The organism is Labilithrix luteola (genome assembly GCF_001263205.1).
Taxonomy (GTDB): domain Bacteria; phylum Myxococcota_A; class Polyangia; order Polyangiales; family Polyangiaceae; genus Labilithrix; species Labilithrix luteola.
The window spans coordinates 998661-1015587 of record NZ_CP012333.1; the positions used below are offsets into that span (position 1 = coordinate 998661).

The following is a 16927-nucleotide window of genomic DNA, read 5'->3' on the forward strand; positions in this document are numbered from 1 at the left end:
CCCTTCCCATCAAATCAATAAGGTCACTATGAAATCATATTCCATCAAATCAGCACTACTCACGGCAGCCATCTCCGCTCTCGCTTCAGGATGCGTTGGACAAGATCTAGCCACGGAGGACTCGCAAGAAGAGGTGGACAGTGTCCGAAGCACAAAGCAGGCCAGCTCGACGGTAATTCCATTTCGATTTATGCTCGCGTCACAGATTAGTGGCGCCACCACTTCAAGCCTTTATCGTGCCTACGAACTAGGAGCGTGGAGCCTCGTATCGCCAGCAGGCTACGAATCTCTACCTGTCACTTCGCTCAACCAGACAAACACAACAACACCATCCGGTGTCGGGGTCAGTGGTACGGGTTACGACGTGTTCTACGTCGGCAAGAATCGAACAATGATTCACCACGGCGTCCGCCAGACGACCGGTTCCACGTGGTTCGACGACTGGGGTAGCCCTGCAGGGTGGTCGATCTACGGAACGCCGGGCGCAGCGTTCGAGCCAGGAACCGACAATGTCACGGTATTCAGCCTGGGCTATTCTGGCTCGCAACACGCAATTTTCAGACGAACGTACTCACGACTAAACCAGACTATGAGCAACTGGACCTTTGTTGCGAATGCATATCCAAGTCTGAGTGGAGGTCGAGTGGGCCTCTCTGCGGTTTCGTGGGCCCCCTCCGCTCAGATGTATTCCTATCAAACACAATCGGTTCAGCATCTAACATGTTGACACATCTCTACTCGGCGGACGGAGGAACGACGTGGGCGCAGGATCAATGGACAATGCCTGGACCAATTGAAGGACCGGTGAATGCCGTCTCGTCAGGAAGCGGGACATTGAGCATCTTTTTCAACACGTTCAGCTCGAACCCATACACATCGACACTGACCCGTCACAACTATTCGGACGGCTTTGGTTTTCACTCGAACAACAAGCTTGGTTCGCCATGCCCCAATTCAGCCTACGGAGATCTGGGACTCGGTGGTGCCGCGTACAACGTTGACACCAACCAGTTCCAAGTCGACGCGTTTTGCTCATCAACCCAAACCGAGTACAAGCGTGTGGGCTCCGCTGGCTGGGTAACTTCCAACATTGCGCCGCCCAGCGGACTGTACACGGGTGCAGCAATGGGAACCTTGGTGTTCAACTAATATCAATCCACCAAGAACCCAGTGCACACCGGTTCACGCTGCTCACACCGATAGACAGTCAACAACTGCCCAAGTGCACGATTTCAACGACGGGCGGCCTCGGAGCAAGTTGAAATCCGCAATGAGAGCTTGGAAAGGCACCATGCGCTACTTGCGGTGCGCGGAGCCTGCTCCTCTGGGGTATCGGTCTGCCCGATGGCCCACTAAAAGCACAATGCCCGCGACCGGGAGTCCGGACACTGGCATTGGTTAGTTATGAATCGGCGACGGATTCGAGATCAGAATTCGCCTTGGCCCTTTTGGCCGCATTCGACGCAGACGGGGTCGGTGTTGTTCGTCTGGCATTTCGAGGGGCAGTACTGCAGGCGGTTGAAGACGAAGTCGTTGCCGGCGCCGTCGTCGATGACGTCGCAGCGGACCGACTTGCCCTTCACCACCATTTCGCCGTAGCCCGGGCTCTTGTCGGGCTGCGTCGTCATGATTCCGTACCACTTCTGAGCGCACGCATCGTCTTTGCCGAGCCAGCCCTTCAGGTTCGGCCAGGGCTGCTCGGCGCCGGGCGTGGTGTAGTCGCCGTCCGTGCAGGCTTCGCCGACGATGCAGTCGCTCGGGCTCGGGTTGGCCGAGTCACCGACCTTGATGCGGTAACAGATGTGGAAGGTGCCGGCGCAGTCCGCCTTCAGCGTGCTCGTCGACCAGTCTTCGGCGGGCGCCGCGCCGGGCTTCGGACCTGCCGCGGGGCACACCGCGTTGCCGTTGCCGCTGTCGATGTGCGAGGAGATCGACCAGAAGCTCTGAGCGCCGTTGTTCGTGTACTCGTAGTAGCAGGGCACGAGGTTCGCGATCTTCCACTGGCCGGCGGAGAAGCACTGGCAGGCGTCGGGGCCCTTCGTGGCGCCCGAGGTCGGGAGAACTTCGCCGACGCAGTCGCCCCAGACGAGACCGGTCTCGCCGACTTGCTTGCAGGTGGTCTGGCCGTCTTTGCAGACGCCGAGTCCGCGGTTGGCGCGAAGGCCGGTCCAGCATGCCGCGGTCTCGCCCGCGGTCTTGCAGGCGCAGCCAGGCTTGTTCTTGTCGTCGGGACACTCCTGCGTGCCACCGGGCTTCGGCGGCTCGGGCTGGCCCGCAGGGCCACACCACTGCGGAGGCGGATCGTTCGCGTAGACGTCGCCCCCGTCCGGCGTCACGTTGGGATCACCAAGCTTCGCTCCGCTCTCTTCGAAGTCGGCGAGCGGCGGGCCCTGATCGCCGAACTTGCTCTCGTCCGACGAGCCGCATGCCACGACAACGAAGGCCGTGCATGCGAGCGCACAAAGACCGACCAACGCGTTCTTGGAGGAGACGTTCATTGTGACCCGCTCTGGAAAGAGGAAGCCGTTCGACCGACGCCCCGAGCATCGGTGATCCGTTAGCCGAATAAAGCACACGGAAAATCCGCGGCCAGATGGTGCGCCGCGGATCCACGACCGCCGTCTTGGAATCTGCGTTTCGAGCCTCGCAGATTCCGTAAAACTTTCAGCGGGTGAGGACGAATGCCCTCTATTTTTTGGCGTGTTTTCGCGCTCTTTTCGAGCGTCGTTGAACGACTCGTACGCGACCGCTTGGTTCGTTCGCGCGTCGTTCGCGTTCGTTCGTAGGTTCGAATCCGAGCTGTGGGCTCGAACCTACGCCTACGCGCGAATCACTTCGAAACAGGAAGCCGGCGCTTGCCGCCCGTTCCGCCGCTTCGATCGATGACGGGGCCGCCCTCTTCTTCGTCGGCACGCGCGGCAACGACTTCGAGGAGCTTGTCCGCTACCGCCATGAACGCGGTCGCGATCGCACCATCGGGTGCAGCCTGCACGACCGGCGTTCCCTTGTCGCCCCATTCGCGCACGGACTGATCGATCGGCACCTGACCGAGGAGCGGAGCTTGCGCGAAGTCGGCGACGGCCTGACCACCGCCCGTGCCGAACAGTTCGTGCTTCACGCCGGCGGTGTCGATGAACCAGCTCATGTTCTCGATGATGCCGAGAACGGAGATGTTCACCTTCTGGCACATCGAGATCGCCTTGTAGACGTCGTCGGTCGCGACCTGCTGCGGAGTGGTCACGACGACCGCGCCCGTGACCGACGCGCGCTGCGAGAGCGTGAGCGCAACGTCACCCGTGCCGGGCGGAAGATCGAGGACGAGGAAGTCGAGGTCCCCCCAGTTCACGTCCTTGAGGAACTGCTGGAGCGCACCGTGGAGCATCGGTCCACGCCAGATGACGGCCGACTTCGGATCCTCGAGAAGGAATCCGATCGACATCAGCTTGATGCCGAAGCGCTCGAGCGGCTCGATCGTTTTGCCGTCGGTCGAGACCGGACGACCAGCGACGCCGAACATGGTGGGGATCGAGGGACCGTAGATGTCCGCGTCGAGCAGGCCGGTACGGAAGCCGCGACGCGAGAGCGCCATGGCAAGGTTCGTCGCGGTCGTGCTCTTACCGACACCGCCCTTGCCGCTCATCACGAGGATGATGTGCTTGACCCCAGGGAGCGGGTCCTCGTTCGAGATGACGCGGCTGGCTCCGCCAGTTCCCGTAGCAGTGTCGGACATGGCCTCCCCACTAGGCTTTGTGGGGGGTGCCGTCAATCTCGTGCCGCGAACGGCTGCTCTCGCGCCATAGCCTCGGCCACGACGTAGATCACCCATCCGCCCGGGCGAGTGAGGGACTTCTGCGTGTGGGTCGCCACGGTGAGCTTGCCGTGGACCGCGCCGTCCTGCGAGGTCGAAGGCTGAGCCTGCCTCGTGGCGGTCAGGAAGGCGGAGAGCTCGTCCTTCGGGACTACGCCCGTCCCCGCGCTTCGCTCGAAGAAGCAGCGCAGCTCGACGGCCGTCGCTCCAGCTTGGCCGGCGCCGTCGGCTTCGAGGACCACCGCGACCTTGTCGCTCGAAACGTGACCTCCTTTCGCTTCATCCGAAGCCCACGTGACCGTGAAGTCCCCTTTCGTCGAGATGGCGAGCTCGCTGGCGCCTGCAGAGGGGGGCGCGGGGGTGGCCACGGCGAGGGTCGAGGGTGCCTGGAGACGAACGCGACCGACGTTCGGCATTGCGAAGCCATGCGCTTCGAAGGTGAGCGTGTCTCCGTCCGCCCACGCCGAGCCGCTCACCACGGCCTCGGCCACGCGGCTGTCGTTCGTATTTGCGTTGGCCAAGACAGCCAGCCCCGTGGTCGGTAGGGAGCCACCACGGAAGGTTGCCACACCACTTTCGACGCGAGGTTGACCGAGTCGAGAGTCGAGACGTTCGAGCCAGCAGCTGCGCCCGTGGTCGACGAACGCGCGGGTCTTCCACCCCTGGGAGTCGAGCTCCAGGAGCTCGTACGCCGCCTTGGTGGTGGGTTGCCCGGTGTCGGCCGAGATCGACTGGGTGATGCCGAAGACGATCTGGTTTTCGCCCACGGCTTCGTGCTGCTCGAACGAACAAGCGGAGAGGACGAGGATCGCGGTGATGGACGCAAAGAGCGAGTACGGAGCTCCCATGACGACCGACGTAACACCCGATCTCGAGCTTCGCTCGGCGGGGGTTGTCCGCGCAGCTCGAGATCGCTACCAATGCGGCATGACGATGAACGTCGAGACGGAGACGAGCGCGCTCACGCAAGACGAAATCGCATCGCTTCTCGCGAAAACGAGCCGCACCTTCGCCCTCACCATCCCGCTCTTGCCCGAGCCTCTGACCACGCAGGTCGGCATCGCGTATCTGCTCCTGCGAATCGCCGACACGCTCGAAGACGCTCCTCGGTGGGGTCGCGATCGCAGACACGAGGCACTCGTCTCGTTCGCGTCTTGGCTCGGAGGGCGTTCTTCGTCGACGAGCGAGGCGCGGCGTTGGATCTCGCTCGTCGAGAAAGACGCCCCCATCGACGACGCGGGATGCATGCAGCTTCTGCGTCGTAGCGAAGGCGTGCGCGCGTCGTTGGACGCGATGGAGCCTCGCGCAGCACGCGCCGTGCGGGACGACGTGATTCGGACCACCCGCAAGATGGCCGAGTTCGTGGCCCGCCAGTCGGACGACGGCGCGATGCAGCTCGACGACGTGCCCGATCTCGAAGCGTACTGCTACGCCGTCGCCGGCATCGTGGGCGAACTGCTCACGGTGCTCTTCGCGATCGCGACGCCCTCGGTCGAAAACGAGCGCCCCTCACTGATGGCGCTCGCCCAGTGGTTTGGCGAGGGACTGCAGCTCGTGAACATCCTCAAGGACGCCAACGCCGACGCGAAAGAAGGTCGCTTGTATCTTCCACGCAACGTCCCTCGCGCGGAGATCATGCAAAAGGCCCGCGCCGATCTGGCGAAGGCCCAGGACTACACGGCCCTCCTGTCGAAGGCCTCGGCTCCTCCGGGAGCCCGCCGCTTCTGCGAGCTCCCGGTTCGCCTAGCTGTCGCCACCCTCGACCGCCTCGAAGCGGGCGAAGCGAAGCTGCCCCGCGACGAGGTGCTCCGGATCTTCGCCGAAGTCACCTCATCGTGAAGCTCGTGAGGCGCTGACTCAGAGACCGACCTGACCGGTGACCTTGGCGCCCGCCGAGATCGACGCGGCGGCGTTCTTGCCGGCTGCGAAGAGCGTCGGTCCGATGACGCCGACGCACGCGGCGCCCTTGACTCCGAGCTTGCCGGGGTCGGCCACGAGGTCGACCGCCGCGTCGCCCGTGAACGTCGCCGCGACCTTGCCCATCGCTTGGCCGCGCGCCTGAACGGCGAGAACGAGCTTCGGCAGGTTCACCTTCAGCGTCGCGATCGCCGCGTCGATTTTCGCGTTCGCGTTGCCCTTGGCCGAGATCGAGAACGGCTGCACGTCGCAGCTCGCCTTCGCGCTCACGCTCGCATCACAGTTCCCATCACACTTCGCGTCGACCTGGCAGCCGCCCTTGAGCGAGCCGCCTTCGCACTTGAGCGGCGTCGCCTGAGCATCGCACTTGCCGCTGCACTCGACCTTCGCCGAGCCTCCGCTCGCTTCGCACGTGCCCTGGCACTCGCCTTCGAACGTGCCGTCGCACTTCGCCCCCGGCGCCGTGGCCGAGCACGTGCCCTGGCACGTGCCCTTGCAGGTGCCGTCCGCCTGGATGCCGCCGTTGCCGCCGCCTCCAGACGCCTTGCACGTACCATCGCACTTGCCTTCGCACGCGACGCCGCCCTGCGCCGTGCACGTGCCCTTCACCGCCGCGCTGCACGAGCCCTTGCACTGGAACGAAGGCGCCTTCGCGTCCGCCGTGCACTTGCCGCTGCATTCCACGCTGAGCGTTCCGCCCTCGCACCTCGGCGGGTTCGCCTGGACATCGCACTTGCCGTCGACCGAGCACTTCGCCTGGCAGTCCGCCTTGGCCTTCACCGACGCCTCGCACTTGAACTGCGGAGGCTCGATGTCGAGGGTACCCTTCGCAACACCGGCGGCGGTGAGCTTGGCGACCGCGAGCGAACACCACGCATTGACCTTCGCTTGTCCGTCGCCCGAACCGTTGGCCTGCGCTTGCTCGTCCGCCGTCGCGCCGAGGTCCTGCGCGATGCCACTGCACGCCGCCGTCACGTCATCGAGCATGCCCTGCGCGGTCACGCTGAAGTCGCTCGCGGCCTGCGCGAGAACGAGGAACTGTCCTTTGATCGATGGGTCGACGCCGAAATCGGCGCCCGACAAGTCCGCGCCTACTTTGAAGTCGGTGCAGCACACTCCGTCCGCGAGGCTCGTGGGATCGCTGCTGCAGCCGTTGGTCAGAACCGGAATGGCCAGTGCGAGGGCAATGGCGAGCGGCGTCGTCAGTCGGGGCTTCATCTTCATTCCAAGCTCTCCTTGCGGTGAACCGCGTTCGTCTTTTGGAACGCTCTATGTTCGCAGAACTTGCATGGTGCAGGCCACCGCGGAGCGAGCTCCCACACGCGTTCGATGGGACAAAAGGAGAAAGGCGAGCACCCCGTAGGATGCTCGCCTCGCTCAGATGGAGCGGCCGTCACATCGGGTGACGACCGTGTGGGCTGGAATCAGCCGCCGACCGACGCCGAGACCTTGCCCGCCGCCTTGAAGGTCGCGCCCATGTCCGTGCCCGCCTTGACGATCGCGGGGACGATCGCGCCGAGGCACGCCGCGCCCTTGACGCTCAGGTTACCCGGCTCGAAGACCGCGTCGGCGTTTCCGGCGACGGTCGCCGTGAGGTCGACGAACGCCTGACCGCGCGCCTTCACGACGAGGAAGATGTTCGGGAGGTTGAACTTGAGCGCGTCGATGACCGCGTTGACTTCGGCCGTCGCGTTGCCCGTGAAGACGATGTCCACGCGGGGCGGCGTGCACTCGGCCTTCGCCTGGGCGCTGGCGTTGCAGTTCGCGTCACACTTCGCGTCGACGTCGCAGCTCGCCTTGAGCGTACCGCCCTTGCACGAGATCGGCTCCGCCTTCGCGTCGCACTTGCCGTCGCACTTCACGCTCGCGCCGGCCTTCGCCTCGCACTTCGCCGAGCAGGAGCCCTTGCACGTGCCCTTGCACTCGACCTTGGGCGCCGTCGCGCTGGCGGTGCAGGTGCCGTTGCACTTGCCCTTGCACGAGCCGTCCGCCTGGACGCCGCTGCCGTTCGCCGAGCCGCCCGCTTCGCAGGTACCTTCGCACTTGCCTTCGCAGTCGACCGAGACGCCGCCTTCAGCGGAGCACGAGCCTTCACAGGTACCCGTGCAGCCGCCCTCGCACGTGACGCTCGCGCCGGCTTCCGCCGTGCAACCGCCCGAGCACGAGATCTCCATCTTGCCGCCTTCGCAGGTCGGGGGCTTCGCCTTGACGTCGCAACCGCCCGAGACGTTGCAGTTGGCCGAGCACTTCGCCGACGCCGAAACCGACGCTTCGCACTGCGGGGCCTGAACATCGATCTTGAGCGAGCCGGACGCCTTCACCGTGGCGGTGATGCGCGCAACGGCGAGATCACACCAGAAGCCAACGCGATCCTGCTCCGACTTCGTGGCCGCTTCGTCGTCCTTGTCCGTGTTCGCTCCACCCGCCTGCGCGATCGCACGGCAAGCCGACGTCACGTCCCCGAGGGCGCCCGTCGCCGTGGCCGAGAGGTCGGCCGACGCCTGCGCGAACGCGGTGAACTGCCCCTTGATCGACGCATCGACACCGAAGTCGACACCCGAGAGGTCGGCGCCGATCTTGAAATCGGTGCAGCAGAGACCGTTCTGGCTGAGCGGGCTGTCGCTCGAACAGCCGTTCGTCAGAATGGGCAGCGCCAGGGCCGCGGCGAGCGCGAGGGACGCCGAGAAGCGATTTTTGATGTTCATACGAAGCTCTCCTTAGGAACGCTGGGCTGGGACTGGCAGAGGCCAGCGGGCGCCCCGGACTTACGATTGACGAAGTTGCTCTCAGAAGATTCGAACGGTCTGCACATCAACGGATCGAGGGGATCGAGAAGATCTGCAAACCAACGGAACGACCGAGAAGCCGACGTCGTCCTCCTGCCCCGTGGGGCCGGAAACGGAGGGTACACGAAATCGGAGGAACACAAGAATCCTCGTCGTCGTCCAAGGAGCGAGTGCGAAATTCAACAGGGTGCGCCGACGAGCGCGCGTGTGAGCGGGCATGTCGCGCGCGCGTTACACCTCCATGACGTGAATGTCAGAGGGCACGTTCACACGGAGATGCGCATCCGCCATCGCGGAGGCACGTTCGGCGCGCGCGAAAAGACCGATTCTTGCGGCGAATCGAGTGCGTTCACGCGTTCGCGTCGACACGAATCCACAAGCCGCGGACCGACGTTCACGACACGACGCGCCGTCCAAAGCAGAGGTGCGCAGACACGCGCACGCGGCGCCCGGCAAGCCGAGTGACCGCGTTCGTGTCGGAACGTTTCAATATGTGTCGACGCGCCGACTAGTCGATTTTCGGCAGCTCGCCGGACCGCTCGTACGCCGCAAGCTGGGCGATACGACGACGATGGCGAGGTTCACCACTGAACGGCGTGGCCACGAAAATCTCGGCGAAGCGAATCGCGTCCGCCTCGGGCACCATGCGCGCGCCGAGCGAGAGAACGTTCGCGTCGTTGTGTTCGCGCGCGAGACGCGCGGTCTCTTCGCTGAAGGCGAGCGCGCATCGCGTTCCAGGCACCTTGTTCGCGGCGATCGCTTCACCATTGCCCGAACCGCCGATGACGATCCCGAGGCTGCCCGGATCGGCCACCGTTCGCGCCGCCGTACGCAGGCAGTACGGCGGGTAGTCGTCTTCGGGGTCGTACTGAGCGGGGCCGCAGTCCACGGTCTCGTGGCCGAGCTCTCGCAGCCTCTTGGCAATCGTTGCCTTCAGCTGGAAGCCCGCGTGGTCGGAGCCGAGGTAGACGCGAACCATGGCAGCCCCCCTCTTTCTCTTTCCGGCTTACGCCTTCTTGGCGGCCTCGACGGCCTTCAGGATCGCTGCGATGCCACCGCGAATTCGATCTTCGCTGGTGGCGTAGCTGAATCGCACATAGCCCGGTGCGCCGAACGCACCGCCGGGCACCGCCGCGACGTGCGCCTTCTCGAGCAGGAAGAAGGCCACGTCCTCGTCGTTCGCGATCGGCTTGCCGTTGTACGGAATGCCGTAGAGCGAGCGGCAGTCGGCGAAGGCGTAGAACGCGCCCTCCGGCATGCGGCACGAGACGCCCGGGATCGATCGGAGACCTTCGACCATCACGTTGCGACGCTTCTCGAACGTCGCGCGCATCTGTTCGACCGCCTCCTGCGGACCGGTGAGCGCCGCGGCCGCCGCGTACTGCGCGATGGCGGACGCGTTCGTGGTGCTCTGGCCCTGCACGACGTCGAGCTTCTTGGCGAGCGCCGGCGGCGTGATCGACCAACCCACGCGCCAGCCCGTCATCGCGTACGTCTTCGAGACGCCGTCGATGACGACGATGCGGTCGAGCAGGTCGCTCGCGATCGTCGCGGCCGACGTGTGCTTGAAGCCGTCGTAGACGAGGTCCGCGTAGATCTCGTCGACGATGAGCCACGCGTCGCTCTTCTTCCAGACTTCGAGGAGCGCGCGGAGCTCGCTCTCGTTGTACGCGGAGCCCGTGGGGTTGCTCGGCGTGCAGAGAATGACCGCCTTCGTCTTCGGCGTGAACGCCTTCGCGAACGCTTCGGGCTTCATCTTGAAGCCGCTCGCTTCGTCGGTCTCGACGATGACCGGCTGCGCGCCGAACATCTTCACCTGCTCCGGGTAGCTGACCCAGTACGGCGCCGGGATGATGACTTCGTCACCGGGCTCGTAGAGAGCGAGCGCGAGATTGAAGAGCGCGTGCTTCGCGCCAACCGAGATCGTCACCTGGTTGGGCTTGGGCGTCCAACCGCGGACCTTCGTCGTGCGAGCGCACACCGCTTCCTTCAGGGCAGCGATGCCCGTGACTGCGGTGTATTTCGACACGCCCTTCTCGAGCGCGGCGCGCGCGCCGTCGAGCACGAACTGCGGCGGCTCGAAGTCCGGCTCACCGACGCCGAAGGCAAAGACATCCTCGCCTTTGCTGCGGAGCTCCGCAGCGCGAGCGTTCATAGCAAGAGTGACACTGGGCTGAACGACGTCGAGGCGTCGGGCGAACGAGAGAGGCACGCGCATAGCCTAGCCAGGCTTTCCTCGTGAAGCGAGAGACTTCCGCGCGCTCTCTCGCCTGGATCGCGCGCCACGCTCAGCTCGATCGCCGACGACTCACGATCGCCGTGATCGCCACGGTGGCATCACGCGACTGAGCCTTGACGTTCACCGCACAAGGGCCGAAAACAGGCCTCATGCGCTTCTGCTCGATCGCCACGACACTCGCTGCGCTTCCGATTTCTTATGCTCTCGCAGCTTGCGGAAGTGGCAGTGGTTCATCGACGCCACCGAGCGCACCAACCTCGACCGAAGTCGTGGACGCGGGGTCCGCTGCGTCGAATGCGCCGGCCACCACGAGCGACGCGGGAAAAACGAGCGAAACAATGCCTGCACCGAAGGCCGAGACGAACGCCGACAAGCTTGGCGCAAGCGATGCCGACGTCGCCAGCGACGTGCGCGCAGGGAACGCCTTCGCACTCAAGGTTTACGGACGCGCGCGCAAGACGCCGGGCAACGTGATGCTCTCGGGCACGAGCCTCCGCCGTGCGCTCTCGGCCGCGTACCTCGGGGCGGCCGGAGAAACGGCGTCGGAGATGGCGCGCACGCTCGAGCTTTCGACGGACGTGCAGAAGGCATCCGCGCTCGCACGCGCCGAGAGCGACGCGTGGCAGTCCGCGCGAGGCACGAAAGAGGGCGCGAAAGACAACAAGGACGCGGCGCGTCCGGAGCTCGTCGTCGCCGATCGCCTCTGGGCGGACAAGGCGTTCGCGATCAAGCCCGACTACACGAAGCTCGTCGAGACGGCGCTCGGCGCGTCCACGGCGCCCGTCGATTTCGTCCACGGCACCGAGGAGGCGCGGACCACCATCAATGGCTGGGTCGCGCAGAAGACCGCCGACAAGATCAAGGACCTCCTCCCGAAGGGCAGCGTCGACGCACGCACGCGCGTCGTGATCACGAATGCCATCTACTTCAAGGCGAAGTGGTCATTGCCCTTCCAGAAGACGGCCACGAAGGACGAGGCCTTCACGACGGCCGCCGGCAAGAAGGTCACAACCGCGCTGATGCACGAGACCGAGACCCACCGTATCGCCGACGCGGCGGGCGCGAAGGCTCTCGAGATGCACTACGACGGCGGCGATCTCTCGATGCTCGTTCTATTGCCGAACGACGCGAAGGGTCTCGACAAGCTCGAAGATGCCGTCGCGAAGGGCGGGCTCGACACGTGGACGAAGGCGCTCGCCTCGTCGCGCGTCGCCGTCACGCTGCCGAAGTTCACCTTCCAGTGGGGCGGAGCGATGAACGCAGCGCTGCAGGATCTCGGGATGAAGGCTGCCTTCACCCCCAAGGCGGACTTCGCGGGCATCGCCGATCCGCAGGGCACGGAGCGCCTCTTCATCAGCGACGTGGTCCACAAGACGTGGGTTGCGGTCGACGAGTCCGGCACCGAGGCAGCCGCGGCCACGGGCGTCGTCATGCGCACGACCAGCATGCCGGTCGGCCCGGTGGTGGAGTTCAAGGCCGACCACCCGTTCCTCTTCTTCATTCGCGATACGAAGAGCGAGCGCATCCTCTTCGTCGGACGCGTCAGCGATCCGAAAGCAAGCTGAGATCAAGCGAAACGGCGTCTGACCGCGCCCCGAACGCCTCGAAACTAGGCGTCCGGACAGCGGATCGAGACGCCGGTCTCGAGTCTCTTGGTCTGACGTCGGGGCGGAGGGCGCTCAGCCCTTCTCGGCCTTGGCGGGCTTGTCGGACGATTTGTCGTCGTCCTCGTCGCTGGCTTCCTTCAAGCCTTGCTTGAAGTTCTTGATGCCCTGGCCGAGGCCCTTTCCGATGTCCGCGATGCGACCGGCTCCGAAGAGCAGGAGCGCGATCAGCGCGATGACGATGAGCTCGGGTGCTCCGATGCTCCCCATTTGTGTGGCCTCCTGCCGTTTTCGTACCAGCCTGCCGCCCACGCGGCAAGACAACCTTCACAACGTTAACCTGTCTTCACGCTGCGTCTTTACGGTCGGCGCCCATGGTGCGGGTGACAGGTGACGGATGACCACTGAGGGGTGGTCGGTCGCCGGCGACCGGTGCCCGCTCTTCTCGCGAACGTCGCGAGCGTCACGGTTGAGTCTTGAGTCTCGAGTCCTGAGTCTTGAGTCACCGGCCGGCGGCCTGCTTGCCCGAGCGGGCTCGACCGAACGCCGTAAGAACCATAGCACCCGCAAAAACGGCGAGCACGGCGGCGCAGGGCACGAACACGAAAACCAGCAACCAGGCCCCTGGCGCGACGTCCGGGATGCGAAGCTCGAGCCCACGGAGCGCTCCCAGCGCCGCGAGAGGCCCACTCGATCCGAGCGCGACCGCGATGACGCCCCCGACCCTTCTACGGCGGAGCTTCAAAAGTGCAAAGACGACGGCACAGGACGCCGCCAGGCCCGACGCCGTGACGACGAGCGCCCGAACCGCAGGGGGGATCGAGGAAGCCCGTGCCCACGGAGCCATGCCTTTGAGCGTGAGCGAAGCGACGTGCACGCGTAGACCGAGCGTCTTCGCCTCCCCCGGCGCCGAGAGCGCGAGGCGAGCATCGTCGAGATCGATCCGGCGCAGATCGTCGCTGACGCGTGCTCCGGCGGCGGTGAAGACGATCCCTCCGAGCGGCGCGCGTCCGACGAGGCGCGGAACGTTGCCTCCGCACAGCCACGTGGCCGAAACGAAGGGCACGGAGAACGTCGCCGGCTTGCCTTCCGAAGCCACGCAATTCGCGCGCCCTTCGGCGAGCAGCGCGTCGACGATCCGCCCAGGAGCCGCAGCTTCGCGGCCGAGCGCCACGGAGGTCGCTGCGAGAACGACGACGAACACCATGGCCTGAGGAGCCAGGCGCGCGAGGGTTCGGACGGGCGACTCACCGAGCGATGCGAGAACTCGCGCTTCACCGCGCTCGACCAAGCGCTGCGCAGCGAGCGCCCATCCCACCGGCCAGCCCGTGAGGATGGCCGCTTCGATCGCGACGGCGAGGAGGCTCTTCGCGAAGGGCGCGAGCGTTGCCCACGGGATCGTCGGATCGAGCGCCCAAGGCAGAAGGCGCACGGCAGCACCGACGAGTGCCGCGAGCAGCACGAGCCCGCTTCCGGCCACGGCTCCACGCAGCGCCGCAGGGGCAATCGGATCCGGTGCAGCCTTCCTCATCCGTGACGGCGCCGAATCTACACGCCTTGGGCGCTCGTGACACGCTACGCCTACCGGCTGCCACACACCCTTCCGGCCCGGGTGAACGTCGTGATAGCTTGCGGCCACCAAGGAGTGGCGAGGGCCTCATGCCGATGACCAACGAGTTCCGCCAGCACCGTACGAATCCTCGTGGAGGCGCTCGAAGCGCGCGAGCGAGCGGCCCTTGCGCGTTTGCCCTTGCCGTCGTGACGGCGATGTCGACCGTGGCCCCGCGCACAGCCCATGCCGAAGAGGTCTCTCCTTCCGGCAAAGGCATCGCAGGTGGTGCGCTGCTGGGCGGCGAGATCGTCGTTTTCGGCGAGGCACTGTTCGGCGTGCGCAACGGTTGGGCGTACGCCCTGGGCGCGCTCGGCGGAGCGGCCGCAGGTGGTGTGGGCGGACATTTCATCGAGCAGGGCGTCGACGACGGACGCGTCCCCGCGTACCTGCTCGCAGGCGGTCTCGCGCTCGTGATCCCCGCGCTCGTCATCGCGCTCGATCAGACGCGCTACCTCCCCGCGGAGGGCGCGCGCGACGATCGGCCCGTCCAGAGCCTCCCGCCTTCCGATCCGGGTCAGCCCGGTGGAAGTGCCGTCGTTGGCGTTCCGTCAGGCAGCACGCCCGCGGGTAACGCGCCCACGCCTGGCGCGCCCCAGCCGACGTCGCCGCCCCCGACCACGCCCCCCGCAGGCGGCGGTGGTGGTGCAACCCCGGGCCCGCAGTCGCTAATCAATCTGAACGAGGGCGGCTTCTACGTCGGCGTGCCCGTGCCCGAAGTGCGCCCCGTCTTCACGGCCGCGCAAGCCAAGGCGCTCGCGGTGCAGAACACGGGCAGCGAGTTGCGCTTCCCCGTCGTTCGCGTCCAGTTCTAAACGCGTCTCCGAGCTGCTTCGAACCGCCAAACACCTGCCCCAATGCCTGGTTCGACGACCGACCAGGCACGGGATGAGGAGGTGTGCGCACGCGATGTTGGCGACGCGTTCGTGCATTTCGAGGTCGGTTAAATAGGCATTTCCGCACTTCGACGGCGGGCTCAATGACGAGTCGTGACGGCGAGTGACGACTCGACGAAGGCCCCGCTACGACCGGTCCGGGCGCGGTCGTAATCGCGGCTATTTGTTGGGCCAACCCCTCCTCGTCCCCTGTAGCCTGTTGCTTCGCTTCGCTGTAGCCTCTCGAAAAAGCGTGGCTTCCCGGCATGAAATCGGGTGGTCGTCGGGGGAGAGCTCACGCGGTGCAGCACGGCAACACAAGGAGCTTTGGTGAACACCTCGCGCAACGTCACGAAGCCGCAGGATCCGATGCTCGGACGCGTCGTCGCCGGTCGGTACCGGCTCGAAGCGAGGGCGGGCGAAGGCGGTATGGGCGTCGTCTATCGGGCGCGCCACGTGCTCATCGATCGCGTCGTCGCGCTCAAGCTCATTCGCCCCGACCTCCGCGGTGAGACGCACCTCCGTGCGTGGATGCTCCGCGAAGCACGTGCAGCCAACCGCGTCGACCACGCGCACATCATCGACATCCACGACATCGGCGAGACGGAGGAGGGCGAGCTCTATCTGGTGATGGAGTACCTCGTCGGTACCTCCCTCTCGAGCGAGCTGGCGAAGGGGCCGATGCCTCTCGCACGCGCTGTCGACCTCCTCGAGCAGATGTGCGCCGCGCTCGCCCGTGCCCACGACCTCGGCGTCGTGCACCGCGACCTCAAGAGCGACAACATCCTCCTTTCGAGCCGCGGCGGCCGAAAGGACTTCGTGAAGATCCTCGACTTCGGGCTCGCGCACCTGGCGATGGACCCGCGCCTCGCGCCCAAAGGCGCGGTGTTCGGAACCCCCGAATACATGTCGCCCGAACAGGCCCGAGGCGAAGAAGCTGGCCCGCCGAGCGACCTCTACGCGCTTGGCGTTCTTTTCTTCGAAATGCTCACGGGTCAGCTCCCGTTCCGCTCGAACGATCGCGACACGCTGCTCGAGATGCAGCGCAGCTCGCCGCCGCCGAAGCCTGCGGCCATCAAGCCCGATGTGCTCCCGCAGGCGGAGCTCATCGTGCTCAAGCTCCTCGAGAAGGAGCGCCGCAAACGTTACCAGGACGCCCACCACCTCCACGAAGAGCTCAAGGCGCTGCAGCGCTCGCTCCCGTCGACGCCGTGGGAAGTGCAGCAGCCCGGCCAGGAGAACGCCGCGCCGCCCCCTCCCCCGCCGCAATCGCCCGGCGTCATCGAGTGGGCGAACCGCGCCGCGCTTTTCTCGCGCATGGTGAGCCGCGTGTATCCTGCAGGCAATTTGCCAACCGAGGTGCAGAACGCACTCGTGCAGACGTGGGACCTCGCCTCGCGAGCCACACGCCTCGAAGGCGAAGTCGCGAGCCACACGCGCAAGCTCGAGTCGCTCGAGCGTCGCGGTCGTGCACTCCGCGCGGAGATCGGTCGTAAGGTCGAAGAGCTCGCGCACGAAGAATCGCGCGCCCTGCGTGACGCGGCGGCCGAGCAGCAAGAGGCCGCGAAGCTCCGCGAGCTCGTCCAGGTCGCCGAGCGCGCCGCGGGCACGGCGAAGGCCCAGGCCGACCAGGCCGCGCAGCAAGGAGGCGCCGCCGCCACGCTGCGCGCCATCTACGAACGCTCCGGTGCCGCTGCCGCGCTTCTCGACGCTCGTCGCGAGGCCCTTGGTGAGCGTGAGCAGAAGGCTCAAGTCAAAGACGCGCAAGCCAAAGACCTGCGCCGCCAGATCGACGAGCTCCGCGCCCAACTCGCGCGCTACGCCGAAGCGCTCGAAGAAGATCTCGCCGCCGGACGCGAGAAGGTCGCCTCACGCACGCGCGAAGGACTCAACTTCGAGAAGGCCTTCAGCGAAGTCTCGACGCTCCTCCTCAACCACCTGAAGCAGAAGCCCGAAGCACGGGATCTGATTCAGGAGCTCATGTCGAACATGCACGGCGGCTCACAAGCGGCGAACGCCGGCTCGAAGCACGTCGTGCCGATGGGCACGGAGAGCCGGGGCCCGGTTCTCTAGTTGGGGGCCGAAGGCC

Annotated in this window: 13 protein-coding genes; 4 read left to right on the top strand and 9 right to left on the bottom strand. The window is 65.7% G+C overall.

What is annotated here, in order from left to right; all coding sequences use genetic code 11:
- Positions 1-1427: 1427 nt before the first annotated feature.
- The 3 genes from AKJ09_RS04545 to AKJ09_RS04555 form a co-directional block, all read right to left on the bottom strand.
- Positions 1428-2498 carry a hypothetical protein gene (locus AKJ09_RS04545; RefSeq protein WP_146645949.1) on the bottom strand — a complete coding sequence of 357 codons (1071 nt, stop codon included), beginning with the start codon at positions 2496-2498 and terminating at the stop codon, positions 1428-1430.
- A 332-nt stretch (positions 2499-2830) separates the two neighbouring features.
- Positions 2831-3730 carry an Mrp/NBP35 family ATP-binding protein gene (locus AKJ09_RS04550; protein ID WP_146645950.1) on the bottom strand — a complete coding sequence of 300 codons (900 nt, stop codon included), beginning with the start codon at positions 3728-3730 and terminating at the stop codon, positions 2831-2833.
- Between the two features lie 32 nt (positions 3731-3762).
- Entirely contained in the window at positions 3763-4656 is an 894-nt protein-coding gene (locus AKJ09_RS04555; RefSeq protein WP_169927253.1) for a hypothetical protein, read from the bottom strand.
- Between AKJ09_RS04555 and AKJ09_RS04560 the strand changes: the two genes are divergently transcribed.
- Complete coding sequence (locus tag AKJ09_RS04560) at positions 4655-5647, top strand: squalene/phytoene synthase family protein (protein WP_169927254.1); 993 nt, start codon at positions 4655-4657, stop codon at positions 5645-5647. The genes AKJ09_RS04555 and AKJ09_RS04560 overlap by 2 nt on opposite strands.
- Before the next feature lie 18 nt (positions 5648-5665).
- Here the strand turns inward: AKJ09_RS04560 and AKJ09_RS04565 are convergent, their stop codons facing one another.
- The 4 genes from AKJ09_RS04565 to AKJ09_RS04580 form a co-directional block, all read right to left on the bottom strand.
- On the bottom strand, positions 5666-6949 hold the full coding sequence (locus tag AKJ09_RS04565) for a hypothetical protein (RefSeq protein ID WP_146645953.1): 1284 nt from the start codon (positions 6947-6949) through the stop codon (positions 5666-5668).
- Between the two features lie 200 nt (positions 6950-7149).
- Positions 7150-8430, bottom strand: a complete 1281-nt coding sequence (locus tag AKJ09_RS04570; protein ID WP_146645954.1) for a hypothetical protein — start codon at positions 8428-8430, stop codon at positions 7150-7152.
- A gap of 589 nt (positions 8431-9019) precedes the next feature.
- Positions 9020-9490, bottom strand: a complete 471-nt coding sequence (locus AKJ09_RS04575; protein ID WP_146645955.1) for a ribose-5-phosphate isomerase — start codon at positions 9488-9490, stop codon at positions 9020-9022.
- A 27-nt stretch (positions 9491-9517) separates the two neighbouring features.
- Positions 9518-10666: a pyridoxal phosphate-dependent aminotransferase gene (locus tag AKJ09_RS04580; protein WP_146645956.1), complete on the bottom strand. Its 1149-nt coding sequence runs from the start codon at positions 10664-10666 to the stop codon at positions 9518-9520.
- 422 nt (positions 10667-11088) lie between these two features.
- Here AKJ09_RS04580 and AKJ09_RS04585 point away from each other — a divergent pair, with 422 nt between their 5' ends.
- Positions 11089-12315, top strand: a complete 1227-nt coding sequence (locus tag AKJ09_RS04585; protein WP_169927255.1) for a serpin family protein — start codon at positions 11089-11091, stop codon at positions 12313-12315.
- 114 nt (positions 12316-12429) lie between these two features.
- Here AKJ09_RS04585 and AKJ09_RS04590 read toward each other — a convergent pair whose 3' ends face one another.
- Complete coding sequence (locus AKJ09_RS04590) at positions 12430-12624, bottom strand: Sec-independent protein translocase subunit TatA/TatB (protein ID WP_146645958.1); 195 nt, start codon at positions 12622-12624, stop codon at positions 12430-12432.
- Between the two features lie 232 nt (positions 12625-12856).
- Entirely contained in the window at positions 12857-13885 is a 1029-nt protein-coding gene (locus AKJ09_RS04595) for a hypothetical protein (RefSeq protein ID WP_146645959.1), read from the bottom strand.
- A gap of 227 nt (positions 13886-14112) precedes the next feature.
- Here AKJ09_RS04595 and AKJ09_RS04600 point away from each other — a divergent pair, with 227 nt between their 5' ends.
- Together AKJ09_RS04600 and AKJ09_RS04605 are read left to right on the top strand one after the other, a co-directional pair.
- On the top strand, positions 14113-14778 hold the full coding sequence (locus AKJ09_RS04600; protein ID WP_205633601.1) for a hypothetical protein: 666 nt from the start codon (positions 14113-14115) through the stop codon (positions 14776-14778).
- Between the two features lie 390 nt (positions 14779-15168).
- Positions 15169-16911, top strand: a complete 1743-nt coding sequence (locus AKJ09_RS04605) for a serine/threonine-protein kinase (protein ID WP_146645961.1) — start codon at positions 15169-15171, stop codon at positions 16909-16911.
- Positions 16912-16927 lie beyond the last annotated feature (16 nt).

Bases quoted from the DNA above. Each gene is read 5' to 3' on its own strand.
- AKJ09_RS04550 (WP_146645950.1), bottom strand. From the start codon at position 3,730: ATGTCCGACACTGCTACGGGAACTGGCGGAGCCAGCCGCGTCATCTCG.
- AKJ09_RS04575 (WP_146645955.1), bottom strand. From the start codon at position 9,490: ATGGTTCGCGTCTACCTCGGCTCCGACCACGCGGGCTTCCAGCTGAAG.
- AKJ09_RS04555 (WP_169927253.1), bottom strand. From the start codon at position 4,656: ATGGGAGCTCCGTACTCGCTCTTTGCGTCCATCACCGCGATCCTCGTC.
- AKJ09_RS04565 (WP_146645953.1), bottom strand. From the start codon at position 6,949: ATGAAGATGAAGCCCCGACTGACGACGCCGCTCGCCATTGCCCTCGCA.
- AKJ09_RS04595 (WP_146645959.1), bottom strand. From the start codon at position 13,885: ATGAGGAAGGCTGCACCGGATCCGATTGCCCCTGCGGCGCTGCGTGGA.
- AKJ09_RS04560 (WP_169927254.1), top strand. From the start codon at position 4,655: ATGACGACCGACGTAACACCCGATCTCGAGCTTCGCTCGGCGGGGGTT.
- AKJ09_RS04580 (WP_146645956.1), bottom strand. From the start codon at position 10,666: ATGAACGCTCGCGCTGCGGAGCTCCGCAGCAAAGGCGAGGATGTCTTT.
- AKJ09_RS04585 (WP_169927255.1), top strand. From the start codon at position 11,089: ATGCCTGCACCGAAGGCCGAGACGAACGCCGACAAGCTTGGCGCAAGC.
- AKJ09_RS04545 (WP_146645949.1), bottom strand. From the start codon at position 2,498: ATGAACGTCTCCTCCAAGAACGCGTTGGTCGGTCTTTGTGCGCTCGCA.
- AKJ09_RS04590 (WP_146645958.1), bottom strand. From the start codon at position 12,624: ATGGGGAGCATCGGAGCACCCGAGCTCATCGTCATCGCGCTGATCGCG.
- AKJ09_RS04570 (WP_146645954.1), bottom strand. From the start codon at position 8,430: ATGAACATCAAAAATCGCTTCTCGGCGTCCCTCGCGCTCGCCGCGGCC.